Origin of the sequence: Teredinibacter franksiae (assembly GCF_014218805.1) — a bacterium.
Taxonomy (GTDB): domain Bacteria; phylum Pseudomonadota; class Gammaproteobacteria; order Pseudomonadales; family Cellvibrionaceae; genus Teredinibacter; species Teredinibacter franksiae.
Genome location: NZ_JACJUV010000001.1, coordinates 1,745,466 through 1,771,837, shown reverse-complemented (window position 1 = coordinate 1,771,837; position 26,372 = coordinate 1,745,466). Strand labels below are relative to the sequence as shown.

General features: G+C 47.8%; 22 protein-coding genes. 13 read left to right on the top strand and 9 right to left on the bottom strand.

Going from position 1 to position 26,372, the window contains the following annotated elements; genetic code table 11:
- Window positions 1-1,842, bottom strand: a complete 1,842-nt coding sequence (locus H5336_RS07225) for a DUF4382 domain-containing protein (RefSeq protein ID WP_185232806.1) — start codon at window positions 1,840-1,842, stop codon at window positions 1-3.
- A 249-nt stretch (window positions 1,843-2,091) separates the two neighbouring features.
- On the opposite strand from H5336_RS07225, the gene H5336_RS07220 reads away from it, so the two are divergent.
- From H5336_RS07220 to H5336_RS07205, 4 genes are all read left to right on the top strand, one after another.
- A complete protein-coding gene (locus H5336_RS07220; protein ID WP_185232804.1) occupies window positions 2,092-2,715 on the top strand; it encodes a class I SAM-dependent methyltransferase in 624 nt (207 codons plus the stop codon).
- Window positions 2,716-2,856: 141 nt separating this feature from the next.
- On the top strand, window positions 2,857-3,474 hold the full coding sequence (locus H5336_RS07215) for a GDSL-type esterase/lipase family protein (RefSeq protein WP_185232802.1): 618 nt from the start codon (window positions 2,857-2,859) through the stop codon (window positions 3,472-3,474).
- Between the two features lie 651 nt (window positions 3,475-4,125).
- A complete protein-coding gene (gene yfbR, locus H5336_RS07210; protein WP_185232800.1) occupies window positions 4,126-4,743 on the top strand; it encodes a 5'-deoxynucleotidase in 618 nt (205 codons plus the stop codon).
- A gap of 223 nt (window positions 4,744-4,966) precedes the next feature.
- A complete protein-coding gene (locus tag H5336_RS07205) occupies window positions 4,967-6,733 on the top strand; it encodes an ABC transporter transmembrane domain-containing protein (RefSeq protein WP_185232798.1) in 1,767 nt (588 codons plus the stop codon).
- Window positions 6,734-6,827: 94 nt separating this feature from the next.
- Here H5336_RS07205 and H5336_RS07200 read toward each other — a convergent pair whose 3' ends face one another.
- The gene (locus tag H5336_RS07200; RefSeq protein WP_185232796.1) at window positions 6,828-7,049 is read right to left on the bottom strand and encodes a hypothetical protein; all 222 of its coding nucleotides are present in this window, start codon (window positions 7,047-7,049) and stop codon (window positions 6,828-6,830) included.
- Window positions 7,050-7,383: 334 nt separating this feature from the next.
- Complete coding sequence (locus H5336_RS07195) at window positions 7,384-7,794, bottom strand: SMI1/KNR4 family protein (RefSeq protein WP_185232794.1); 411 nt, start codon at window positions 7,792-7,794, stop codon at window positions 7,384-7,386.
- 682 nt (window positions 7,795-8,476) lie between these two features.
- Between H5336_RS07195 and H5336_RS07190 the strand changes: the two genes are divergently transcribed.
- The 8 genes from H5336_RS07190 (at window position 8,477) to H5336_RS07155 (ending at window position 18,365) form a co-directional block, all read left to right on the top strand.
- Window positions 8,477-8,716: a hypothetical protein gene (locus H5336_RS07190; protein ID WP_185232792.1), complete on the top strand. Its 240-nt coding sequence runs from the start codon at window positions 8,477-8,479 to the stop codon at window positions 8,714-8,716.
- Window positions 8,682-9,956, top strand: coding sequence for an SPFH domain-containing protein (locus tag H5336_RS07185; protein WP_185232790.1), 1,275 nt, complete (start codon window positions 8,682-8,684; stop codon window positions 9,954-9,956). The genes H5336_RS07190 and H5336_RS07185 overlap by 35 nt, the downstream gene beginning before the upstream one ends.
- Window positions 9,957-10,223: 267 nt before the next feature.
- Window positions 10,224-11,633, top strand: a complete 1,410-nt coding sequence (locus H5336_RS07180; RefSeq protein WP_185232788.1) for a DUF2130 domain-containing protein — start codon at window positions 10,224-10,226, stop codon at window positions 11,631-11,633.
- A 269-nt stretch (window positions 11,634-11,902) separates the two neighbouring features.
- Entirely contained in the window at window positions 11,903-13,795 is a 1,893-nt protein-coding gene (locus tag H5336_RS07175; RefSeq protein WP_221627999.1) for an eCIS core domain-containing protein, read from the top strand.
- A gap of 763 nt (window positions 13,796-14,558) precedes the next feature.
- Complete coding sequence (locus H5336_RS07170; RefSeq protein ID WP_185232784.1) at window positions 14,559-15,869, top strand: GGDEF domain-containing protein; 1,311 nt, start codon at window positions 14,559-14,561, stop codon at window positions 15,867-15,869.
- Between the two features lie 233 nt (window positions 15,870-16,102).
- Window positions 16,103-16,351 (top strand): S1 domain-containing protein, encoded by a 249-nt coding sequence (locus tag H5336_RS07165; RefSeq protein ID WP_185232782.1) that lies wholly within the window; start codon window positions 16,103-16,105, stop codon window positions 16,349-16,351.
- Between the two features lie 179 nt (window positions 16,352-16,530).
- Window positions 16,531-17,706 carry a winged helix-turn-helix domain-containing protein gene (locus H5336_RS07160; RefSeq protein WP_185232780.1) on the top strand — a complete coding sequence of 392 codons (1,176 nt, stop codon included), beginning with the start codon at window positions 16,531-16,533 and terminating at the stop codon, window positions 17,704-17,706.
- A 41-nt stretch (window positions 17,707-17,747) separates the two neighbouring features.
- The gene (locus H5336_RS07155) at window positions 17,748-18,365 is read left to right on the top strand and encodes an HD domain-containing protein (RefSeq protein ID WP_246439050.1); all 618 of its coding nucleotides are present in this window, start codon (window positions 17,748-17,750) and stop codon (window positions 18,363-18,365) included.
- A gap of 74 nt (window positions 18,366-18,439) precedes the next feature.
- On the opposite strand, the gene H5336_RS07150 is transcribed toward H5336_RS07155, so the two are convergent.
- From H5336_RS07150 to H5336_RS07130, 6 genes are all read right to left on the bottom strand, one after another.
- A complete protein-coding gene (locus H5336_RS07150) occupies window positions 18,440-19,423 on the bottom strand; it encodes a type VI immunity family protein (protein ID WP_185232778.1) in 984 nt (327 codons plus the stop codon).
- A gap of 11 nt (window positions 19,424-19,434) precedes the next feature.
- Window positions 19,435-20,550: a DUF4150 domain-containing protein gene (locus H5336_RS07145; RefSeq protein ID WP_185232776.1), complete on the bottom strand. Its 1,116-nt coding sequence runs from the start codon at window positions 20,548-20,550 to the stop codon at window positions 19,435-19,437.
- 6 nt (window positions 20,551-20,556) lie between these two features.
- Complete coding sequence (locus H5336_RS07140) at window positions 20,557-21,591, bottom strand: hypothetical protein (RefSeq protein ID WP_185232774.1); 1,035 nt, start codon at window positions 21,589-21,591, stop codon at window positions 20,557-20,559.
- A 12-nt stretch (window positions 21,592-21,603) separates the two neighbouring features.
- A complete protein-coding gene (locus tag H5336_RS07135; protein WP_185232772.1) occupies window positions 21,604-22,662 on the bottom strand; it encodes a DUF2169 family type VI secretion system accessory protein in 1,059 nt (352 codons plus the stop codon).
- Between the two features lie 379 nt (window positions 22,663-23,041).
- The gene (locus H5336_RS23380) at window positions 23,042-23,263 is read right to left on the bottom strand and encodes a GDCCVxC domain-containing (seleno)protein (protein ID WP_281385686.1); all 222 of its coding nucleotides are present in this window, start codon (window positions 23,261-23,263) and stop codon (window positions 23,042-23,044) included.
- A gap of 33 nt (window positions 23,264-23,296) precedes the next feature.
- Window positions 23,297-23,575, bottom strand: a complete 279-nt coding sequence (locus H5336_RS07130) for a glutathione S-transferase N-terminal domain-containing protein (protein WP_185232770.1) — start codon at window positions 23,573-23,575, stop codon at window positions 23,297-23,299.
- Between the two features lie 577 nt (window positions 23,576-24,152).
- Between H5336_RS07130 and H5336_RS07125 the strand changes: the two genes are divergently transcribed.
- Window positions 24,153-25,430: a hypothetical protein gene (locus H5336_RS07125; protein ID WP_185232768.1), complete on the top strand. Its 1,278-nt coding sequence runs from the start codon at window positions 24,153-24,155 to the stop codon at window positions 25,428-25,430.
- Window positions 25,431-26,372: the final 942 nt, after the last annotated feature.

The following is a 26,372-nucleotide window of genomic DNA, read 5'->3' as shown; positions in this document are numbered from 1 at the left end:
TTAATCTTCCGCGCTGGCTAAGCGAATACGCAGGCGCGCGCTTTCGAAATCATTGTTTTCGGCGTTGTACTGACCGTGTGCGTCAAAGCGTACCACAATCATTCCATTAGCGAGGTAGTCGTCTAGGGCAGTAGCAAATTCGCTGTAGTCAAGATAGACCTCAATTTGATCATCGATAGTGATACTGTAAATACCTTCATCTTCGGCAGGTACAACCAAGGGCATAGTGTCTAGGTTGTGCATATCCAGCGGCATGCCACCGCGGCCAACGTGGTGGTGGCGGCCAGTATCGGCAAGGCTGAGTTGTAAACCCGCTTCGGTGTTTTGTTGTACCGCTGTTGTGGAACCCTTGCGACCGTAATCAATAGAGAGCCCGGCTTTCATATATCTAGCGCCCACCAGCGTGTGAGCAATAAAGTCTGCAGGAGCGGCACCGAAATCGTTAACGTAACCACGAATACGCACAGGGTCGTTTACCGCAAGATGCTCGGTGTTTAATTCGGCCGTGTCAATTTCGTACTCAGCTGCGTTGGTATCCTGTTCGGCGCTTTGACCTGTACCAGTGAAGTCAAAAACGTCTGGGCGACGGCCGTCAATCAGCGCAACGTCAATGGCAAGGCCTTCTTCGGTGGAGATTACACTACCAGACACACTGACTTTACGCAGGCGTACTAGCCCAGCGCTGGCGTCCATCTCGGTGTCACTGATGACATCACCGGTGGCGTGAATGGCAGAGCCTATGGAAATTGTGGCGCTATCGGCTTCTTCACCGTATTTGTGTACGCTGGTGGTATCGGCAATGGTGAGGGTGAGGGTGTCGTTAAAGCGGGCGTGACCAGAAGACAGCTCAACAAGAGCGCCTTTCACGGTTAGGGTGTTTTCGCTTCGCGCTACAACGGTACCGCGAAGTACATCAATATTGTTCCAGGCTACACTGCTGCCCGCCAAAACCTCTGTTGCCGTAAATGTGTGTTCTTCTTTGCTCCAGATTCCACTCACGACTACGGAGGCTTCGGCATCTAGTTCTGCCAGAGCGGCAAGTCCCTGATCGTTGGCCGTTACTTCGCCATCAATTTCATAGTTGGTGGTATCGTCTACGTAAACGTCCGTGCTGCCAAAGCGGCCATGACGCTTACGGAAGGGGCGAAGGTCTAAAGTGAAGCTTTGTGTTTCACTGTCAACTTCCTGCAAAAGCCCACGTAGGCGGAAAGGCTTAGGGTCTTTGTGTTGAGTATCGGCCATTAATACTGGGCTTACGGTGACCACGGCGCCGGTTTCAGTGAGTTCAATAGAGTTCGATGCGTCTAGGTCAAAATCGAGCGTTACATGCGCTATTTTGCGCGGGTTAACCACAAAGTGTTCATTACCATTGAAATTCAACTGTACGGTAAGCTCGCTTACCGCCGTACCATCTTCATCCACTACACTGGCGACAACCGGGTTTCCGCTTTCATCTTGAACGGTAATGACTGAATTGCCGAAATCCAGGCTGATGCTGGCGGAGTCGTATACACCGCGGGGAGCGGAAGTTACGCTTAACAGCTCGCTGGTGTCTACATATTGGGCAAAATCGACACTAGTGGTTTCAGGCAGTAGATCTACCTGGGTGCCATCGCTGTGCATGAGAGTGATAGCTGTTACGTCCACCTGATAGGTAAGGAAATCACCCTCGGCGTCGGTAAGGCTGACCAGCACTTGGCCCTGGTCTTCCCCGAGGTTAGCGGCGCTAATGGCATCGGTGGTGGAAGAGGAGCCGCCACAGCCGGTTAGAAAGGTTGAGAAAGCCAGTAATAAGGCAGTGAACAGACCAATCAATGGTCTTCCAAAAGTGAATTTAAACATAGTAAGGCTCCATAAAGCTGGATATTAATGATGGCAGCCGTACCTCGGCTCCCCAATTGCTATACATCTGCTTCATTAACGCAGTGGGAAAGCATTTGGTTGACAGGGAAATGAATCTTTTTAAGATTAAATACGTTAACCCCAGCAAACGGGGACGGTTGGGCGCACGAGGTCCGTCTACTTGTGTTACCAGCGGCTCACTGAAAAGGCTCTATTATTGGCCTCCACGATATCTGCAGGGATCATAATATGTACAAGGAAGCAAAATTTTGGGACAAAATAGCTAAGAAATATGCGCGCCAACCCATTGGCGATGACGAGGCCTATCAGAAAAAGCTGGAAAAGACCCGCGAGTACCTTACGTCTGAAACGGAGGTCTTTGAGTTGGGTTGTGGTACCGGCTCCACGGCTTTGCTCCATGCGCCTTACGTTAAACATATTCATGCCACTGATATTTCATCGGCGATGATAGCCATTGCCCAGGGTAAGGCTAAAGATCAGGGGGTAGGGAATGTTACTTTTGAAACGGTGGTACTGGACGATGTACAGGTGGCCGATGGCTCAAAAGATGTAGTGTTAGGCCATAGTATTTTTCATTTGTTAAAAAACAGAGAAGAAGCGCTTGCGCATATTTACCGCATGCTAAAGCCTGGTGGCGTATTAATTTCCAGTACTCCCTGTGTAGGTGAAACCATGGGCTATTTAAAATTCATTTCACCTCTTGCTCGATGGTTGGGATTTTTTCCTTTTCTTCGGTTTTTTAATATTGAAGACCTTAAAAAGAATATCGCCAATACCGGTTTTAATGTGGAGTATGAATGGCGAGTGGGTAAAACGATGGTGTTGTTTGTTGTGGCAAGAAAGCCGGGATAATAGCAGCGTATGAAAACGGCACCAAAGTGGCTCGCAGAAGCGAGGTATTGTCGTGCATTATTTCCTTCCTGCTTACTTAGTTTGTCCAAATTGTTTGCATAGTTGGTCGGTATCATAGGGCTTTTTGGCTAGGATAAAACAATGGCTTATTGGAATAAAAGTTGTAGCAATACAATAATTTTATTGATATTTGTATTGCTACAAGCCTGTGACAGTGTTGAGTTAGACCCTATACCCGAAGACGGTGTGATTCTTGCGTTTGGTGATAGCTTAACGGTGGGAGTGGGTACGGAAAAAGCGAAAAGCTACCCGGCGGTTCTATCCGTATTAAGTGGTAGGGAGGTAATGAATGCCGGTGTATCGGGTGAGGTTACCGCTAATGGCGTAAAACGGTTGGAGGCTATCCTTGAGAACTCACGTGTGGATTTGCTCATATTGTTGGAAGGTGGTAACGATATACTGGGCAACAAAAACCCTGCTCAAATCAAGAGAAATATGGCACAAATGGTAGCCCAGGCTCAGCGCTACAATATTGATGTGGTGCTGGTGGGCGTACCCGAGAAGAAGCTTTTTTCCAGCGTTGCACCTCTCTATAAAGAGTTGGCAGAGGAATATAATTTAGTGTTCGAAGCTGAGCTGATTGGGGATTTGTTACGACAACCGAAATATAAATCCGATTCCATTCACTTTAATGAAGAAGGTTACCGCGTAATGGCGGAAACGCTGCACCAACTGCTAGTCGATAGTGGAGCTTTGTGAGCACGACGGTACATGGGGGCAAGTAAAACTCCTATGGTTTTTCAACGTGGCCCCATTGAATCGGACTCACCGCTATATTGCGTAGGCCTGAAGGCTACTAACAATATAGCGCATTCTCACAAGCTCTCAACCAACAGGTATCGTGGGGAGTGGCAGTATATTAGATAAAGCCGAAGGCGCTGTTACCCTTCTGGCCTGCCGCCCAGATGATAGGTGCAAGCGCACCGAAGGGCGAAAGGCTTTTTTGGGCACGATTACCACGTACAGCAGTGGAGTGGGCCACTATGACGAAGCGAGTGTGTTGATGTTGTGATTATTGACGGGGTGGGCGCGACGCCGAAAATGAGCGGATGCCATACTATTGAGCACTTTTGATTGAGCGATAGGCAGGTGTGCGGTTTTATCCAAGATATAGAAAATGTTTTTTGCTCGGTTAGGGATTTTGTTTCCAGTAGCCACTGCCTTGCGGGTAATATGGCCTATCTCAAATGTGTTCATGCAGCGGGTTGATGTTCTAGATCGTTACCGCAGATGAATTTTTCGCACGATGCCCCTAAAAGAGTATTGCCTCTGCTGGGTTTGCATTGAATTATGCATGACGAAAATAGAGCCGTGCGGGCTCTTTTCTTACTGTTTTAAAATCGGAGTCTCATGAAAAGTCATTTTTTTGCTTACGTCAGTAGAATTCGTTGGATACTTCGTTGGGGATTAAAGCGTAGCGCAATTCCTGAAAATGTTATGGAGCACAGCTGGGAAGTTGCAACCATTGCTCATGCGTTAGCGGTATTGGGAAATCGTCGTTTTGGTCAGCATTATGATGTGTACAGGGTCGCTACCGCAGCGCTCTACCATGATGTATCGGAAGTAATTACCGGTGATATGCCAACACCCATAAAATACCATTCGCCCGGAATGCAAAAGGCCTTCAAGGAAGTTGAAGTTCAGGCCGAAAAGGAGTTAATAAGTTTACTGCCCGAAGATCTGCGCGACGATTATCGTTCTCTGGTTGTTTCAGCAGACGTACCCGAAGACATTAAAAAGCTAATTAAAGGCGCCGATACCATTTCCGCGTTTTTAAAATGCCAGGAAGAGCTAAAAGCGGGTAATAACGAGTTTTCCAAGGCGATTGAAGATATAGCTGCACGTATTGCCGGCTTCAACATGCCAGAGGTTGACGCATTTTTGGAAATATTTGCACCCAGCTACAAGCTGACACTCGATGAATTACTTAACGGGAATGACAAAGTTCGAAAACTACGGAATCTCTGAGTTAACCCCTAAGTTAACCCCTAAGGCTTTTTGAGGCAAGCTAGGGTGCATTCTACGGTTATCAAAATGCTCTCTCTGTAGGTGTTGGCCTACGGTTTTCAGCTGCCCAATGGCCCGCTTCGCAGCTCGGATTTTACTCGTAGGTTTCCTTGGGTGAAAGACGCACTGTTAAAACTTTTAAGTGCAATGTAGCGTCGATATTCGACAAGGTAGAAAATAGTTCATGGCAGATGAAGAAAAACCGCGAGCGTTACACACTCTGTTACCTATAGTGGGCTTTGTCCGGCCTTATACCGGTAGAGTAGCCATTGCTATTACCGCACTTTTTTTCGTGGCAGCTATTAGCCTTTCCATTGGTCAGGCGGTAAAGCGGGTTATCGATGATGGGTTCGTCGCACAGTCGGAATCGCAACTGGCTACTGCGCTAGGCGTAATGACGGCGCTTATTTTGCTGATGGCGGTGGGCACGTTTTTTCGCTTCTATCTCATGTCGTGGCTGGGCGAGCGTGTGAGCGCCGATATTCGCCAAGCCGTTTTCGATCGTCTTATAGAGCTGCATCCGAGCTATTTTGAAGAAAATCTAAGCGGCGAAATAATGAGCCGCCTAACTACTGATACCACCTTACTACAATCTATAATCGGCTCGTCTTTTTCTCTCGCGTTACGCAATGCACTGACGTTGATTGGTGGGTTGATCATGTTGTTTATTACCAACATTAAGCTCAGCCTCATTGTTTTAAGCGGCATTCCGTTTGTAATTTTACCCATGGTATTGTTTGGCCGCCGAGTGCGAACCCTATCTCGCCAAAGCCAAGATACGGTTGCCGACGTGGGAACCTACGCAGGCGAAATAATTCACAATATAAAAGTGGTGCAAAGCTATACGCGCGAGCCGGAAGAAAAGATCGCCTTTGGCAAAGAGGTTACGGCCGCTTTTGACGTAGCAAAAAAACGTATTCGCCAACGAGCTAGCTTAATTGCAGCCGTAATATTATTGGTGTTCACCGCCATATCGATGATGTTATGGGTGGGTGGCACCGATGTACTACGAGGCAATATAACCGCAGGTGAGCTTGGTGCATTTGTCTTTTATGCCATTATGGTTGCGACCTCTTTAGGTACGCTATCGGAAGTGTATGGCGAGGTGCAGCGTGCGGCTGGAGCCGCGGAAAGATTAATGGAGTTGCTGTCCGTTGAGCCTGCCATTCAAAATGCTAGCGTTCCAGCCTCATTGCAAATGAAAGGCGTGGATACCGCCATTGAGCTTGTGAATCTCACGTTTTCCTACCCATCCAGGCCAGATCAATTGGCATTGCGTAGTATTAATCTAGCGGTAAAAAGCGGAGAAACAATTGCGCTGGTTGGCCCTTCTGGCGCGGGCAAGACAACACTATTTGAAATGTTAGAGCGATTTTACGACCCAGCCGAGGGCGAGGTAAAAATATTTAATAAACCCCTGCAATCGCTAAAGTTACAGGAAGCTAGGCAGCAAATAGGCTTAGTGCCTCAGCAGCCCGTATTGTTTAGTGCCGATGTATGGCACAACATCCGCTATGGAAAACCCGATGCTACCGATGAGCAGGTTATAGCCGCCGCCAAAAAAGCGCATGCCCACGAATTTATCAGCGCATTACCACAAGGCTACGCCAGCTATTTGGGTGAGCAGGGTGTTCGATTATCTGGCGGCCAGAAACAAAGAATTGCCATCGCTCGAGCAATACTAAAAGACCCAGCAATACTACTGCTTGACGAAGCAACCAGCGCTCTTGATGCCGAGAGCGAACAGCATGTACAGGCGGCGCTGAATGTCTTGATGCTAAACCGTACTACTTTAATAATTGCCCATCGCTTGGCTACGGTTATTCATGCTGACCGAATTGTGCTCTTGGACCAAGGGCAAATTATTGGTGTAGGTCGTCACGAAGAGTTGTTGGTGCAATCCTCGTTATATAAACGGTTGTGCGATTTACAGTTCAAAAACGCTGACTAAATGACTCTCGCGCTCAAGCGCAGTTTCATTTAGCCTATCGAATGTACGCGTCGTGCAATGCAATGCAGTACCCTAGGCTGTTTTAAGCTGTGTATTAAGAGGCTAGGGAATATCGGCGCTCTGCATCAGCAAGGTGCATAATAGATCCAGAGGAAAAAACAATAATCTTTCGCCCAAATTGGCGAAAACCCGAGGGTAAGTGTGCGCTTTTCTCGCTCTGGTTCTTGGGTACAAATACATCTTGAACCAAGCTCCGGCGCCCCGTTGGGTCTACCAAGGTAACTCCAGGGCGGATGGCTTTACGATTCTTTATCATGATGCTCACCTGTTAAGCTGTCTGCATGTACAGTTATGGTAGGATATACAGTAAACGAGGTCAACCCCCTGTCACGTTGGTAGGTCCAAAAGACATGTTCGCCTTCCGATAACACCCTGCCCGGCTCATCACTGCGCCATAGCGAGTGCTCCCCACCTCAAATACCCTCGGCATTGTAGAGCTGCTGGGGGAAAGATGGGGGCGGCGATGAGCCTTGAAATACGGCATTAGCGATGAGTGGTGAGGTAAGCGATAGATTGCGAGGCAGGCGTCGGGAAGGTGGTATGCCTTTTTCTAACTTACAATCTTGAGGGTGAGGTCGCCCTATAGGGGCTCAAGATTCCAGCCAAGCATCACGCACCCATTCCCAGACATTAGTCGAAACCTCTTTAGGCTCCTCGCCAAGAGATTCATTCCAAATGTAGACGGTGCCATCTTCGGCAACACAATACACATTTGACTGGTCTTGGCACAGTGGGATTAGTTCACGTGGCATACCGCGCGCCCAAACTTCGGCAGCCACTTCCGGTAGATAGGTGTGACAATTTGGGTCTGCAATGGTAACGGGCTCTAGGCGACCAAAAATTTCGTAACTGGAATTAAGTAAAAAGTCTCGCAGTTCTGCCGGTACTGAAATAAGCATGGCCTCCTGAACTTCTACTAGGTCGTCCATGGTGGGTAGTTCGGGCGGTATAGAAGGTTTCAGCGCGCGTTGGCGTAGCATTTCGGCAATTTCGTTGATCATATTGCTATCTCGATATTTCTTGGCTCAGTGATTATACACTGGCGGGCATATTTGGCGACGCTAGAGTTGTACGGTAGCCTTAAATCTAATAAATTTTAATTCAGGTCTCGGAATGAATGCTGTTCGGTAGTGCCGTAAAACCAAATCGTAATGTTGATAATCGTGTTTTGTTCTCAATCTATTAGGGTTGTTCACGGGTTAGTAACCCAAGATGAAGGGGTTTTTAGAAAAGTGAGAAAAGTTGGTGTTTCGGAACGAACTCTGCGGATAGATCAAGTTATTCAATCGCTTCGCGGCCTGTTAACCTGTATCCGCAGATTGAAGAAGTCCCGTGTCCTAGCCTGCTGTTGACGGGAGCGGTTTCGAGGACCTAAGGCAAGGCTATGAAGGGCTTAATGTTTGGTATAAGAGCAGTGCTGTCAAACATGACGGCGGGTATAGGTGTATAAAGAATCGTCTTTTTTGGGCTTTATTTGAACTAGTAAGGGGCGGACCCCAATTTAATGTTTGAATCGCTACATTTGGTTGAAGTCGAATGTAAAAGGCGTGCTGGGTTATAATGATATATGTTAAAAAGTCGGTCATTCGTTGGCCTAGCACGTTAAAGTTAGTTGTTGGGCTTGAGATGCAGGGGTGGTTGAATTGTGTTGGTCGATACGGATAATGGGTGGTGGAGGATTTTATGATAAGAATATTTGTTGTGATTACGATTATATTTTTGCTTGTGGTATTCATTTGGCAGTTGAAGCGGTACCTGATTCGAGACGAAAAAGAATCAGAGCTGGACGAAGTTAATTTAAAGGGTGATTTGTTAGATATCGAAAAAGAAATTGCGGAAGAAAATTTACGCCAAAAATCTGTAGCTGAATCAATAAGTGAATTAAACAATGAATCTAAAAAAGGAGAGGAATCTGATGATTAATAGGGTGCCCATTAAGCTTGTAGTTATAGGTTTTCTTTTTGTTGCTGCGCTAGCGATTTTATTTTTGGCGTTCGGTATTAATAATGCAGGGCAAAGAACGGTTGTGCAGTACCCAACGGGAAAATTGTATGTGAAGTTTACACCGGGCGTATATCCGCAATGGTTTGGGTCTGCAGAAATCTACAATGACGTGCTGACATTTGATTACGATAAAACATCTGCAGGGGGAACATCCTCAATTGATCAATCAGGTATTTCAGTTCGTTATCAAGATGGCGGTACGGGCACCGTTTATGGGAAAGCTCGTTTCTCATTACCTGGCGACGAACCCACAATGTTAAGTCTGCATAAGGCTTTCCGTTCAAACAAAGGTGTCGCTCAAAAACTTATCAAAACCATCACCGAAGAGGGGATGAACCTGACCGCAGGCTTGATGAGCTCAGAAGAGGCGTATGCGGAAAAGCGAAGCATATACACCCAGTGGGCAAGGCTGCAGATATCGAAAGGTAAGTTTCAGACGAAACTAGAAAGAATTAGCACGCTCGATGAGAGTACCGGGAAAACGGTTAATAAAAATATTCCTGTAATTAGTTATGGTGATAACGGACTCCCTATTCATCTAGACAGTGATCTTTTCGATTATGGTATTTCGGTTAACGGTTTCCAGATTACTGATTGGGATTTCGAGCCAAAAACATTGCAGCAAATTGCCACCAAACGAGAAGCGACCATGGCCATCATCACCGCCATAGCGAATGCTGAGCGCGCAAAACAGGACGCCATAACCAGCGAAGAGCAAGGCAAGGCTAACGTTATGACCGCAAAATACGAAAAGGAAGTAGAGAAAGAGAAATCCATCGTGGATGCTGAACGCGCTAAAGAGGTTGCTGTAATTGCCGCTGAACAGGCTGTTGAGGTTGCAAGGCAGGCCAAACTTGAAGCGGAACAAAAGAAGCTTGCGGCGGCTGAATATAAGCAAGAGCAGGTGCTTAGAGGCGAAGGGGACGGTGAATATAAGCGCCTAGTTATGGAAGCTGATGGGGCGTTAGCGCAAAAGTTGGAGACCTACGAGAGAGTGATGGGGCGATTTGCTTCCGCCATCGAAAAACAAAAATGGGTTCCTGAGATTCAAATGGGTTCTCAGCCAGGTGCTGGCGGTTCAAATGCTATGACACTAATAGAGATGATGGGTGTGAAAGCCGCAAAGGATTTGTCGTTAGATATGAGTATTAATAAATAGCACGGAAAGCCCCGGCAGGCCCTCAATCTGAGCCTGCCAGGAGCAAGAGGGATAGGTGGCGTTATTGCTTCGGCCGTTAAGTAGGGGTTGCCGACAGGGAGTATTCTTGAACCCGCTTAGGCGTTGAGCAAGAAGGTGTTATCGGTTAGCTCTGTGTAGGTACGCCTGAGCGGGAGTAAAAGCCGGAATAAAGGCAAAACTAACGGCCAGATGAAAGGTGTAATATGCACCCATGTCAATCTAGGCAAACGAGAAGGGGAAATGTTGTTGCATGAAATTATCTGCCCGCACTGCGGGAAAGCATTTAAGATTGACGAAGCCGGGTACGCGGACATTCTGAAGCAAGTTCGTGACAGCGAGTTTGAGCAACAGCTGCATGAACGGCTTGAATTGGCCGAGAAAGACAAGCGAAATGCCGTCGAACTTGCTGAGAGTAAGATTGGCAGCGAAATGCAGAAGGCTACTGCAGCAAAGGATGCTGAAATCCAGGAGCTGAAGGCTAAGCTCGATGTTGGTGAGTTCGCACAGAAAGCTGCCGTGACCGAGGCTCTAAGCACTGTGGAAAAAGCCCGCGACGCGCTGGCAAGCGAGCTGGAACAGGCAAAGCGAGATAAGCAAGCCGCTGCCGCGTTAGCCGAGGCGAAGTTCTCCAGGGAACTGCAGGAATCCGCTGCCGTAAAGGATGCACAGGTACAGGAATTAAAGGCGATGCTCAGCGCCAAAGAGCTTACCCAGACGCTAGCCATTACAGATGCCGTCACCGTGGTCGAGAAGCAGCGTGATGCATTAAAGAGTAGCCTTGAGCGAGCGGAGCTTGAGAAGCAGCTCGCTGAAAAGTCGCTCAAGGATAAGTACGAAACGCAGATCAAAGATCGCGATGACGCCATTGAGCGCCTCCGGGACATGAAAGCTCGGCTGTCGACAAAAATGGTTGGTGAAACCCTTGAGCAGCACTGTGAGACTGAGTTCAATCGTATTCGTGCAACGGCGTTTCCTCGGGCATACTTTGAGAAGGACAACGACGCACGGGCTGGCAGTAAGGGCGACTATATCTTTCGCGATTCGGATGAGGCTGATACCGAAATCGTTTCGATTATGTTCGAAATGAAGAACGAGAATGATTGCACCGCAACGAAGAAAAAGAACGAGGATTTTCTAAAAGAACTCGACAAGGATCGTAGCGAAAAGGGGTGCGAGTACGCGGTGCTCGTTTCCCTGCTCGAACCCGATAGTGAGCTGTACAACACGGGAATTATCGATGTGTTTCATCGCTATCCAAAAATGTACATCGTTCGGCCGCAGTTTTTTATTCCCATTATTACGCTTCTACGGAATGCCGCCATGAACTCGCTTGAATACAAGACCGAGCTTGCCTTGGCTAAGGCCCAGAGCGTCGACGTAACCAACTTCGAAAACGACCTTGATAAATTCAAGACTGCATTCGCGAAGAACTATGATCTGGCCTCCCGGCGCTTTCAAACAGCAATCGCTGAAATTGATAAGTCCATAGACCACCTACAGAAGACAAAGGACGCTTTGCTGGGTACGGATCGGAACCTTCAGCTTGCAAGTAATAAGGCGCAGGATGTAACCATCAAAAAGTTGACCCGGCGCAACCCCACAATGGCGGCTGAGTTCGAAAAGCTCAAGGATCAGGAGCCTTCTGGTAAGGGCTAGTGTTGAACACAGGGCTTTCTTTTGCGCCACACCTAGCGGTTTTGCATACGGCGTTTCAAAAGTTTTTGTGGTTTGCGGGCATGCTTTGTATGTTTTCATCGGTTAATTTCAATGCATGATTACGGTGAGTTCCAGCCAAGCGAGCACGATTAAATTTGCGGACTAAAATACCGAAGTTTTGTGTGCTCAGTTGCCATTGGCGTCCACCAAGCTATATTGGCATAATCAGTAAAACTCTATTCAATATTCAATAAAAAATGAGAGTGGCAATGGATCGTGTAAAACTCGAGAAGCAAGACCAGCCGAATCACGGTAACTTGGTAGGTGATCGGCTTCCACAGCGACCCACTCAGTATGCGGAAGCGACCACCCAATGCCGTTTCCTCCCTCCCTCGGACAATCCTAGCCGCCAACAACCTGTGCCCGATTCGCGCAAGCCAACTAACCATACGGGTATGCCTACCGGTTTAAAAAGCGGCTTGGAGCAGCTCTCGGGGTTGGATTTATCAAGTGTTCGCGTGCATTACAATTCTCCCAGGCCACGCGAGCTGGGTGCTCATGCGTATTGTCGAGGAAGCGATATTCATCTTGCCTCGGGGCAGGAACGCCATTTGCCACATGAAGGCTGGCATGCGGTACAGCAGATGCAGGGACGGGTTCAAGCCAGCGTGCAAATGAAATCCGGCTTGAATGTAAACGACGACCCCGGACTGGAGCAAGAAGCGGATATTATGGGGCATAGAGCGCTAACTACTGGTAGCCGTTCCCAGCCAGCGGGGCTGTTGGCTTCCCCCAATACTGAAACAGGAACAATCTATCAGTTGGTGAGGGATATAGATTTGACCCCCTCCCGTGATGCAAGCGCACCCACCTTTAAAACACTGATCACCGAGCAGCGTGATTTCGCTGGCTACAGATTTCACCGATTTAACTGGCCCGGTTTAGCCGAAGGGCTTTACGCACGAATAGCTGCGATTAAGGAGCAAATTGACGATGATGACGATATGGCTTACGTCGAAAATTTTGAATCTCGGCTGGATACGGCGGTAACCCGTGGCAATGCGCTAGTGGACGATTTTGATTCTGCGGAAATGGATACTCGTAGGCGCAGCCGGTCCAGATCGCGAAGCGAATTCGCATTATTCGAAGAAAGGGGCTCACCACCTGCTCGACGCCGAAGTCGAAGTCGAAGCCGGGATCGAGGAAGGGGCCGCAGTCGCGAACGAAGCCGTGTATCAAGCATGGGTCTAGATTCATCGCCGCCAAGAGCTGACATTAGGCGAGGGCGCTCGCCAGTACGCACTTACAAAAAAGAAACAATTATGCTGAAAATGCAAAGCGTGTGGGGCTCTGTGTTTGATATTGAGAAAGTACTCAATCAATATTTTCCTCCCACCTCTGGCGGAGGTTTCTCGGCAAAGGGCCGGGCGAATCAAATCGAGACCATAAACAATTATGCCAAAGGCTATGTTGCCGACGACACTTGGCTTGGGGGACGAACCATATACAAGAGGCGGTCTAAAAGCTTACCTGAATTTGCTTCGAAACCCGTTATATGGGGGCGAGCAGACAATTACGATCTGTCTCCGCGAGAAAAAACGGGCGCACTCGCAGAGCTGGAGAAAGATGGCATTCGGCGAGGCCTGTCGCCTTCGCTCAGGATTCCCTATAAAGGAACACCAACCCGAAAAAGTCGCGACGGCGGTCAGGCGGCAAATATGGGAAAAACTAACGCTACGGCCTATGCCATGCTAAGCAATATTGCCGGTTGGGATACAAAAAAATGGGAGTGGCTACATGTAAGGGCATCGTCACTTGGTGGAGCTACAAATGGAACCAATCTGGTGGTGGGTACCCGTGATGCCAATACTCATATGATGCCTTTCGAGGCTAATATTAAACATATTGCTACGGCAATAGGTCGGTCACCGGTATATGACCGAATTGAGGCAGATTACGATTTTGGTGGCGTCGATCAGCATGCACGTCATAAAGTAAGTAGCATCAGTTTAAGTTGGCGTATCTTTACAAAAGCGGCCCCAACTACCGTCAGCTACCAAAAAACATTTTCCTTTAACCCGCTAATGACTACCTCTTCTATTTCTAAAGATGAGGTAGGCATTTTGGAGGATACGCTTAAAGCTGAGCGCGAGAGCCTGTAGCTGAATATTTTATGACTAGCGTCTGTAAAGAGAGCTGTGAGGGTAAAATTGTTTTTGTATAGTCATACAACACTGACCGTAATGCAAGCTAGCCAATTCATTATCCAGTGGCCTTTACCTCAATCATTAACTCCGAAGCCGTAGGGATAGAAAAATACTGAATGGATAGCAATCGTCAAAAATAAATCTGCTATGAGAATGCTGGTTATATTAAAATAGGCAGCGGCCCGCATGACCACTTTATGAAAATAGGTATGAATGTGGCGTTTCAGTGCCTCCCCCAGACAAACAGAGGTCGACGCAAATAAACAACCGCAATAAATCTTCCATATTCGGGGTTTGACTCAAAGAGAATTGTAAGGGCGTGAGGCAATACGGTGAGGGGCGTATACCGTGCTTATTGATTAAATTAGCAGCGATAATTATGCGCGATGTCTATGAGTTTATACGATGATAAAAGTAATCTAATGCTTGGTTCTGCCAGTGAGCTGTAGGTTGGATAGAAGAGCTCATGTGGCGGTTTAAGCCTTCTTGTTTTATAGTGTTTTTTTGCAGCGTTATTATACTAACTTGTTGAGATTCAAGCTTTGTATATTCCCTTATTTCGGTTTTTTGCGTGCGCATAATAACCAATAGTTATTGTTCTTGGCTTAGAGTCTGTCTTCCCTATACCTAATTGCTTTTATCCGCGTGAAGGCTATTATTTTGGGGTAGGCACAGTTTTATCAACATTATACCGATAACTGAGGGGTGCGTTCGGGTATTGAAGAAGCCCAGATTACCTAATTTAGGGCAAGTTCGCTTAGTGGCATTTGCTACTACGTTTTTTATTCTTCTTGTGTATTACTTAGCGCCACTTAAAGAAGTGGTGCTGGTCCCACATGATAGGCTGGAGCCAGAACTGTTTGCTGATAACCTTGCCGGCGGTAAAAGCGAAGCGAAGTGGTTAAACTATGAGAATACAGAGTGGGAGTGTACTAAAAGACAATTTGAAGGGGTCTCCGCCTTTTGCGGCGCAGCTTTCAATCTTCGGATAAAAAACAAGCTAACAACGTTTGACTTCTCTGCCTATGATTTCATGTATCTATATTTGTCGGGCGGAGGTACGATTGAAAAGGTTAAAGTACATGTTCGCAATCACAACCCCGCGTATTCAACACTAGAAACTGTTGAAAGCCAAAAACCCAACACAATTGCTTTTCGGTATAAAGAGCTTGAAAACAATCGAGTTAAAATTTCATTCAATGAGTTTACTGTTGGCGACTGGTGGTTAGAGCAATATGATATTCCAAGGAATTTGATAGCGCCCGAATTCGATAATATTACTAGTTTTTCTATTGAAGCTACAGGCACGATTTTATTCGAACAACCGCAGAGGTTACGTTTTGATAAGCTGGTTCTCGTTGGAAGGTGGGTATCAACATATACCCTCTATTTTAGTATTTTCTCCGTTTGGGTGATTATTTTAGGGGTAGACTCGGGTAAGCAAATTTATCATTTCTATCGGCGATCTGTAACAGCCTCCAAGCGTGTAGAATATTTGACGGATTATGCCCACACCCTACAAAAAGAGTCGGATAAATACCGCGAGTTGTCGGCGGTAGACCCTTTAACTGGCATATTTAATAGGGCCGGGTTCGCGAATAGAGTGGAAGGCGTATTATCTGGGCGTACTGATGGTAGTAGCATCGGCTTGATTGTATTTGATATAGACCATTTCAAAAAAATAAATGATAGCTTTGGACACGATGTTGGCGATAAAATTTTAAAAGATCTTGCCGGAGCTGTAAGTAAAATTTTAAGGGACAGTGATACTCTAGCGCGATGGGGCGGCGAGGAGTTTGTCGTGCTCTCTGTAATGCGTTCAGGTAAAAATTTAATCCAAATTGGCGAAAAAATTCGTCAGATCGTTCAGGCCCAAAAACTCGTTTTAGACAGCGATATAAGTATTACTATTAGTGTTGGCTTAACCCTATTCAGCGCTAATGAGTCATTCGAGAAGGCTTTCAAACGCGCCGACAAGGCCCTTTATCAGGCAAAGTCCGATGGCAGAAATAGATCGGTTGTTGCTTAACTAAACACCGTTTTTGGTGTGAGCTAATAAGTGCTCCAAACAAGCTGCTTAGGAAGCATCTTGATTTCTGGCGATTACAGCTGGATTCTGGGGCGAAACGGGGTGGGGTAAGGGCCAATATTTGGCAAGAAACCTATAGGGTATAGGTTCAAGGCTTACATTTAGCACAACACCTAGTTAATATTCACTTTTGGCCGAAACAAGGCTTCCACAAAAATATAGGAAATATAAAGTTGATAGCAACAGTTAAAAAATGGTTCCGCGACAAGAATTTTGGTTATATCGAGAATGGAGGCGGCCCAGACATTCTTGTTAAAAAGGCTGACCTTCTTAATTGCAGTTTTCTAAAGGTCGGTGTTAATGTCGAGTTTGAATGCCACCCAGAAAAGCAGGGTTTGATTGCAAAGAAGGTTAAATTGAAACCACTTGATACAAAATCAGGCCATCAAAACAAGCCATTCAAGTTCGGTGTTATGACGTAAAAGCGCTTGTTAAGCGAGTACACAGGATTGAGCCGTATATTTGATAGAGGGCCTAGTGGCTTCTGCTTTTCGCTGAAAACAGTAAATGGCGACTAGAAATAGCTGCAATAAATGAAGTAACGAAGCAATGATAAAGTACAGATCTATCGTTTCTCCGCCCTACCTGACCTGATTACGTAATGACATCACAATTAAGGCAGCTGGCACTGTGTAAGCAAGGCTTGGCGTTGCCGCAGCCGTTTGGCGCAGGCTTGTCTGGCACACGCAGTGCAATCGAGCATCTAGGCTATGTCCAAATAGACACGCTTTCGGTGGTGGAGCGCGCGCACCACCATGTGTTGTGGAGCCGAGTACCTGCCTATAATCCAAGCCATTTGAACCAGCTGATAAGCGAACAGCACATCTTTGAGTATTGGTATCACGCAGCTTCGTATCTGCCGATGCGCGATTACCGGTATGCGCTACCGAACATGGCGTGTATACGCGATGGTGAAAACCGCTATTACAATAATGTAGACAAGCGCCTGATGAAGAAAATTCTGGCGCGTGTAAAGGCAGAGGGCGCGTCACGGCTACGTGATCTCGACCAAGGTAGCAAAGGTAAGGGTAGCTGGTGGAGCCAGGCGCCGGGCAAGCGGGCCGTCGAAAAGCTGTTTATGCAGGGCGATTTGATGGTATGCGAACGCAACGGCATGGAGAAAGTGTATGACCTCGCCGAACGCTGTTTGCCCGAAGGTGTAGATCTAAGCGTGCCCACGCCGGTTGAATATGCAGCCTATTTGTTCGATACCACACTCAGGGCCCACGGTGTTTTTACCTGGAAGCAGCTATTGCACCTGAAAACCGGTAAAACTATGCGCGACGCGATGCGTGAAGTGGTTGACGAGCGTATTGAAACGGGAGTGGTGAAGGCATTGGGCAGCACCGGTGCGTCAAACACTTATGTGGATATTAATGCACTCGAACAAACGCCAACGGTAGGCTGTGCGCTGAAGGTGTTGTCTCCCTTTGACAACTTGGTGATCCATCGCGATCGCTTGAGTTCACTGTTTGAATATGACTACCGCATTGAATGTTATGTTGCGGCGCCCAAGCGTGTGTTCGGCTACTTTTGTCTGCCAATTCTGTACGGTGATAAGTTTGTGGGTCGAATCGACTGCAAGGCGCATAGGGCCGACCAGCGTTTTGAAATAATAAGCCTGCACTTGGAAGATGGCCAGCTCGATCGGGAGTCGTTTTTCCCCGCGTTAACCGACGAGCTACAAAAATTCGCCGATTTTAATAAGTGTCCGCTGCTAGATGAAAGCGTAATTGAAAAGCTGCGCCGTCGTCGGTCGTTAACAAGCGGTCTGTAAGGGGAGAAGGGGCGTTGTTAAGTTTGGGGGGGACTTTAGTAATGGGCATAGCGTTTGAACGTTGGCAAAGGCTCATGCAGGCCTTTGGCTTTGAGCAACACGAAAAAACATTATCGTCTTTACTCGCGGCGTATTCCGAAAAGCACCGTTACTATCATACAGCTGAGCATATTGCCGCCTGTTTACGCCACCTTGATTCTGCGGTGAAATTTGCCCAGGCCCCTGCCGAAATTGAACTGGCATTATGGTTTCATGATGCGATATATGTTCCGCGAAAATCAGATAACGAATACCAAAGCGCCAAGTGGGCAAGTGCCTTTCTTCATCAGCATCGCGCCTCACAGGAGGTGATTGATCGGGTATTTCACCTGGTTATGGCAACCCAGCACAACTCACCCGCTAGCACTTCTGATGAAGCGCTGCTAGTCGATATTGACCTTTCCATTCTGGGTGCATCAAGCTCGGTGTTTGCGAATTTCGAGAAAGCTATTCGTAAAGAATATAAATGGGTGCCGTATTTTCTTTACAAGAAAAAGCGAAAAGAAGTGCTAGAGCAGTTTTTGCGGCGCAAGCGCCTATACACTCATCGCTATTTTTTCGATTTACTGGAAGAGCAGGCAAGAAGCAACCTTACCCATGCCATTGGTAACTTATTGTGAATAAATGGTTGTGAATTAAGCGTTGTGAATAGTGGTACAACAACGTATTCGCTACCTGTTAATCAGGTTGCGCTTTAATCACTATCATCAAATCTGGCGAGCCAGTTATTGGTGGCTTCGGTATTCGATTCACCTTCATTGCCTGCGAGCAAAGAATGCCCTTCAGGAAATTGCATGCGAATAGGTTTGAGTAAATCGGATAATTGTTTGTAATAGCGCGGTAAGTGTTGGGTGTTGCGATCACCCAGCTGTGGCATTTGCCCTGCTTGAATCAGCACTCCCCCTTCGTATGCTTCACGTGTAAAGTTTTCATCCAGCCCGGCCAGTAGCGCGCTTTGCCCGCCAATGGGTTCAAGGCATTTGTCACCAATGGCTGTCATCCAGTTTGCCCCCTTAATTTTGGGAATGCCTTCTGGGCTTAATATATGGTTGGAAACCACTGCTGGATTTACCACTTCTAACCCCGGGTGTCGGTTAACTAAGGGCGCAAGAAAATGCCGGGTGCGTTTTTTTTCTACCATCTCTAATGATTGCACGGCACCGATACCGGCGTAGCCGTAAAACGGTTTTAAACGCGTAACCCACGACTTCATCAGTTTTTGTAGCCCACCGGCATGGTCTTGCAGCCATGCAAAGGGCAGTACTGCGGTGATGTAGGCGGGTTTATTACTGATCGGAGAGTTACGGCCTGGCGCCATAATGGAAAGGCCATAGGCACTGGCTACACGGTAATTGGGGTCCCCGAAGAAAAAGGGGCTGAAGGTTTTTTCCGGGTTGTCCTCCGTTTGTATGTAGTTCAGTAGCGAGACGCCTTCCGCCGGGTACTTGATAGCTTTATAGACGCCCGACGGAGCAAAATAACTGTGCAGTTTTCCTTGCACGGTTTGTTGGTACTCGTCACCACAGGTGGCCAGTGCCGCGCGCACTTCTGGGCCGGAAGGGTTTTCGGCAAACAATGTGCATACCAATCCCATGCGTAATCCCACATGGTTTTTCGGCGGAACCAATAATTGGTATTGGTCAATTTGTTCCAGTGCTTCAATGCTTGGTAGTGTCAAAATAAATCTCCTTAAGCTCCACCGGGTGGTGCACTGCTTTCGCTAGAGCCAAATGCAGCGGTAAACATGCCTACTGTGGCTGCGCCTAATGCGAGTTCACCCACTGGGCCGTCAAATGGGCATACGGCGGCTGCAACGGTTGCTACACCTAAAGCGATGCCCCCCACTACGAGCCCTGTTTTTCGCGCTATATCCCACCAGTCAGTTTTAGGTTCGCGTTTTCTTTCGGGAACTGGGTCTGGTACTGGATCGGGTACGGGTTCTTCTTTTGGGTCGTCTTCGTCGCAAATACAATCGACGCCTTCTTCCATAACAATTAACTTATCACCGAACATGGCATCGTAGGCTTGCAGCTGCTCGGCGGTTTGCTGGGTGTTACCGTCGTCGAACTTCATCTCTACCACCGCTCGGGTATTGGCCATAGTAGGGGGTCCACCATTGGTTATAACCACATCGGGTCTTCTGTGCCCGGGAATAAACCAATTTTCAGTTGCTCGCCATGGTTCATTGCCGCTCATATACGGCTCTACTGTAGACGGGTCGTAGGGCACTTCGGCTTTCATGGTAGAGGCGCCGCCCGAAGCGCGGTCAATGGCCTTAAGTTCGGCGGCTATCACCTGCTGTTTGGCTCCGGGCAGGTCTTTTACCTGGCACATCATATTACATAGAACCTGCAACTCCCCAGCGACATCTGGATTTTGAGTGAGAATCGGCTGCTGCAGAATGCCAGCCAAGCACGCAGTATTGCCGTGATTCATCAACATTTTATCGCCCAGACGGCAGGCGTTTTTCGATTCCATTTTTACGTCAAAGGAATAGGCGAGCCAGGTGGCTTCTTTCATTTGTGTACTGGATTTTATGCCCTTTGCGGTTCCGGGTTCGTCGCCGGTACAACGGCTTAACTCTGAGCCTTTTATTGCTGCGGGGTTACCGCCATCGACTTTTACCGATTTGGTACCTTTTTTCAGGTCCTGCGACATGGACACAATGACCGGGTAGGGGATAGGTATTGGCCCTCCTGGTGCCGGTGTTTTACACACATCGGGCAGCGTACTTTTTACAATACCCATACTGCCTTTGTGAACCAAAGACAAATTGGTTCCATTTACTTTTATGGTTACTGGCATGAGTGGTTAAGCTCCATGTGTTGCCACTTCTAAAAGTATGACGGCTCGCTTCGCAGGTTCCTTTTGGCCCTCATGCACCCCTCCGCTACTCGCTAGTACCACATTTACTGCGGTATTCAACTCGCAGGCTAAATTGATTAATAGCGGAATACTTGCAGCGCCCACGTCTCCGCAGGCGTCAACGGGCGTATTCATTTTACCCGGTTCGCTAAAATATTGACTGCGGCGGGTAAACATAAAACCGAGTTCATCGGTTCGAACAAGCTGGCCGTTAGTATCGCTTAAAGCGTCGTCAATGGTTGCATCCGCGGGAAGTTCAGCCAATACCGAATCTAACGCTGTGGTTAAACCCTCGCCGGTGCATACGGGTGGCGTTTGTGCAAAGCCAGGCTCATTGGCTATACCGACAGAGACGAGCTTTACCGCCGATGGCTGTTTTTCAGTGCTGGCTGTTTCGGGTGAACAAAAAACAGTTGCGGCGGCGGCTTCTCCGGGAACCATTCCCCAGGCATTTACTTGTGTGAGTAGTTGGCCGGTGAGGTCGAGCCACGAAAGGGTGGTCGCATCGAAGTAGCTGTCGGCCGCCAGCACAACAACAAATTCAACACCGTCAGCGAGTCGTTTCTGCACCGATTGCACGGCCAGTGCGCCACCCATTCTGCCTTGTTCGGAAATGGAAATCTGTACGTTCTCGCGCGAAGCGACAGCCGCTTGGGCAACGTTGAGTACGTCTTGTGCAATGGTAGGTGGTAGTCCTGGGCGGGGAGCGGGTAAATTGATTAACAGGTCAACACTTTCGGTAACTGTTGGAAGCTTGGCTAGAGTGGTGTTTAGAATTTTCTCAACCAGTGAGGGTATGCGCTGTGTTTCACCTGGCTCTAGTAAGGGAACCATAGCCACCTTGTAGGGGGCTCCCGCCATATCTAGCATAAAGGGATGATTTTCAAATGCCGATAAGCCCGCCGCAATCGCACACGAGGACATTGCCTGCGAGTCCCCTAGGGCGGTAATCGCTTCCGTTGCGTAAATAATAGGCTGCACAAAAAACTCCTTTTAGAATGCTGCAGCAACAGTACCTGATTTTTTAATTTGAACACGAGGTTTGTGTCGCACAATCGATTCCCGAAGTTGGTAGGCATCGGCATGGCAGCGTAAATGAGTGTGCCAAACAACTTCCAGCGTACGCAAATCGGGCATTAGTTTTACCGTATGAATGTGGGGCCGTTGGGATACTTTTTTGGCGGCATTAAAGAGGGTATCTACCCATAAAGACACGCGTGGAATGCGTGTAAGCCACTCCCCCTGAGGGCAGAGATTGGTTACTCGAATATGCTCACCACCCACAGCAAAGCCCTGCATTTGTTGATCGGCTGGCGCGCACTGAAAATAGCGACTGTCGAAATCTAATGGTAAAAGCGGGTGGCGTTGGCGTTGCCAGTGTTCGTCATAGGTTCCTGCAAAACCAACCCTGGGTTGCCAGTGACCTGCCACCGGGCCAAGGCCTGCGGGGTTCGGTCGTTGTTTCCAGCTATCGATAAGTTGTTCGGGGTACTCTACGTTGGGTAACGCTATGCCTTCGGCTGCGGCGTGTTTAGAGCTGTAACCACTGCCAACGGGGTTGTGGGTGCTCCACTGCGGTGCGGGGGTTTCTACTAGTGCCGCATCTTCCCCTCCAAACGCGCGCTCATATACTAGGGGTATGGTAGTAAACGCCTCTGGCTCAGTGGCAACTATGGTTAGGCCTTGCTGCTGCCATTCGCGATTACCAGAGACGCGGAGGGTTTTACTAAAGTGATTTTTCACTTCCAAGCTTATGTCGAGCTTGTGTACAGGTTCACCGCGCGGGGCGAAAGCGGAGCCTTCAACCAGCACATCGGTAGCCAGTTTGCATAGAGGGAAGTCCGTTTCGGTTTTAAGGCTAGAGGGCGTATCGTCGGATAGGAATTCTGGTACCAATTGCACTGGGGGTTGTTCGTCTGCTAACGATAAGGTTCCATTTCCGGTGCAACAAAAAGCGCCTTTAATGGCAACCAGCCAAACTTCCTCACCGTTAAGGTCGCGCACCCAGCTGCGTTCTGTAGCGAAGGGTGATTTGTTTACCAGTTCCCACATAAGGGTAGAAGCTCATACATAAAATAAGCGGAAGGGTTACCGCCTATGGCAGCAGGTGGAGGGCGCTAAGGCTAGCAGGCTCCTATTAAATGCGCAATTAACTGGTTTTTATCGATAATAATTTTTAAGAAATATTCTTGATATTAACGGGTTAATTAATAACGGTGTTCAAGCCCGTGTGTAGGGCCATCGCTGAAGTTATAAATCCGTTTTTAGTTGGTGCCTGCCCGTGGGGTAATGGGAGTTCGCTATGGGTATCTACAGGGATTAATAGTGACAACTTGATAATTTTGACGCCGAAATCGGTTATATTTTTGTAATAGCGTGAATGTGTTGCCTTCTATTCTTAGCAGCTCAGTATGGGGTTTGCGTAGGGGGGTCATTTAGTTGGCGCGCAACACGTATCACCCTTTTGAATCGGTGGGCATTTAACTGTACCAAACGAGCAGAATACGCAGCAATCCCCATGTTTTGGGCTTAACACTTCATGGCATGAATCACATTCGTAAAACCATTGGCAGGCGTTAGTAGGCATAATTTCAGTCTTCTTGTTTCCGCACAGTGGGCAGGTAATAGTAGATTTCAATTCTATATTAGCCATTTCTGCATCCATTTGAATTTCTACAAATTGCTTTCATGTTTTTATAAGCTTAGATTTCAAATAACGAACAATATCAACAGATTCATACATCCAAACAATATCGCCGTTATTATTTTCAATGCGTAAGCAGGGTACCTGGCCTTTACCACCACCGGCTACTAGATCAGCTTTGTTTTTCGAACTAAACAAAATATCTTTTAGCGGAACGTTTAGGCCTATCCACCAGAGGGATAAGCGTACGAATATGCAATAAGGGCAGGTACTGAAATAGTACAGTTCATGTCCTTTTAACGGTATTTTATTGTGTTTCAATTGAATTCACCTAGGGGCTAATTGTTTTAATATTTTGATGTGTGGGTGCCAGCGTGGAATACAGAGTAATGGCTAACCCCATCTGTCGCCCTGATTTTGCTAGGGGTGCGTTTTTTTAAGTGTTTTAATAGCGCTTGCCTAGTGACTGACGGCCGAAGTCATTAATGTTTCCGAGCTTACCCTTATCGTCTATGTAAAGGCAAAATAAACCACGGCTTTTATGTAATGCTTTAGTTCTTGGTGCCAAACGGGGTGACTTAGGTCTTTTTCCTTTGGTCGGCGTAAGCAAAATTTTGCCTAGCCATTTTAGAGCGTAGAATAATTACAGGTGGATTTTGGCGTCAATTGCAGGAGGACTATTACTCCGCCATTGGCAAAGGCTGGCTTTCGCTGCAGTCGCTTAATTTTTGTGGCGCGCTGGCGTTGATTTCGGCGACATGCGGTTACCCAAAAAAACACTTAATTGTGACATGGCTCGTAATCCAAAAACATGGTTATACCGTAAGAGCTTCGTGTTGCCTTCAGTTTTCCTCAGTAAGTATCGAATAATAAATGTATAAACCTTAAGGAGATCACCATGAATCGCCGATTACTTAGAATGTTTTTACCCTTGCCTCTATCGCTAATGACATTAGCCGCCTTTGCTCACTTGCCGGCTTATGAAGGCGAGAGGGTGCGTAACGATAATCACTTTATAAAAGAAGGCTTTGCCGAGCCAGTGCGAGGTGGGTGTGATATTAATGGTTATGGCCCAAGCGACCCCAACGCCGGTTCTGCGAATATCTATTTAGGTGGAGAAAATACACCACCCAATTTCTTCTGCCTGTATACGTCACAAGACGACTGGAGTTTTGAGCGACCAGTTAGCATTATTGAATCTACCCGCACGCCCTCACCAAACCCAGAAGACTTAGGCCTAGAATTAGAGGAGGGCTACATCCCTTGCTCACCGGGCAACCCTAATCCGTTTCAGTGCCCTAGGGAAATCCGGAACCCTATGAACGGTAATGTTATCGCGTTACCTGGGCAGTGTATCGACACCGGCCAGCCAGAGGGTGAGCCCGGAGCAGACGGCAATTATCACTGCGCGCTTCTGCCTGGCGCACCACGTCCGCGAACCAGCAGCGTACTCTTTAGTACGTTAACGGGCCCGAACGATGTTGACTGGGCTGTTTATGACTACAACCCCGCTTTTGCACAGCAACCGATTGTTGCAGCACCGCAAGTGCCCGCCTGTGCCGAAACGCTCCACAGCTTTGTTAGCTTCGCTTACGCGGGGCCGCTGGGCATGAAAGACGCGCGCTCTGGAGAGCCGTTATTTGTGCCGCTGGAAGAGGCCGGCAAGTTACCGAAAGAGGTAAGCGCGAATTTGCCCGAGGGTTATGGCCTACGTGTTACTCGACCACACAATACCCGGCCCAGTTGGGACAATGTTCGCCCGGCGTACGCCTCGGGCTTTGCTCAAAATGGGTGGTTACTGGCCATGGATTCGGTACCCAAGTGCATCGACAGTTTTGAAGAATGCTTGGCAGATGAAACAGGCGAACTTTCTAAGCACTACTTGGGTAACGACATTTTCTTCATTGAGGAAGATGAGCCTGTGCAGTTGTATTTAATGTGGTGGGCCGACAAGGAGCGTGGAAAACGCCATTGGGGTGGTGGTAAAAAAGGCAAAAAGTCTAAACAGCTTTTGGATGTTTCTATCACTACAGGTGTTATAGATCAGTTCCTGGTTGGCGACTTTGCCAATATCGGCGTAACGGGCCCTTTTTCGGCCAATGGGCGATACATTCATGGAAGTTGCCACGACCCACGCGACACGGGTTTAGTCGATATGACCATTGAAACTAACTAATTATTTTATGGTTCTTTGGTTGGGGCTTTTTATTCGAAAGGTTAAAAAGCCCTAAGCCAACACCTAGGCCGAGGTCCAAAAAGGCAGCATCTAAGATCAAAATATGACTATTTTGGAGCTAGCTGCTGTGCCTTCTCGTGTTTAGGCCTTAACAAAGGGCCGTCGGAGCTAACCCGCAACCGACATACCCTAGGTGCCCCCCCCTTTCGGCGAATACCGAGTAATCGGGTAGTGTTACAGCGAAGGCTAGTTGGCTGGTGATAGTCGTTATGCGCTTTGCTACATTGTGTGATTTATCCATCTGACGTCCTGTCGAAATAGCGTCTGGCAACAGGCATTTTCGTGTTTTTCGAGCCTGCAACCCAGTCATCCATGCGTTCCACTTAATTCCGCAAACACAGCCGCTGCGGCGCCTAGCCTTTGGCTCCTGAAAGATGGGGAGCGAAAATGGCAGGGTATAGGTTTCTAGAGTGGTGATAGGTTAGCGGCCCGGAAGCTGGGCTTACCCCTTGGTTGGCGCGAAATGGCCCTAGACCTACAGTCCGCTGCGCGGTTTATTGAATGCGTCGTATTCAAGCTATACATTCACTATGCCTAAGGGCTAGGGCGCTATAGCAAGTGTGCTGCCCCACTGTTTCGGGGCTTTTACGGTACTATTTCGACGATACTATTTCGACAATACTGCTTCGGCAATACTGCGGTACTATTCCGACGCGATTGCGGCATCTTACGCCGCCACAGCCAGCGTATTAAGCGGCGTTATGATTTCCATGTCTAATGAATTAAAATGGTTAGATTGTTCTTCCAATAGGCCAAGTTATCGTCCTAAATCTGACTATCATTGCCTGTTTTTAATGTGCAAGTAACATAGTTCGACCCAAAAGCCTGTTCTCTAGGTGTTCTAATGGCTAGGTGCTCCTATGGTTGGGCAGCCTGGAATTA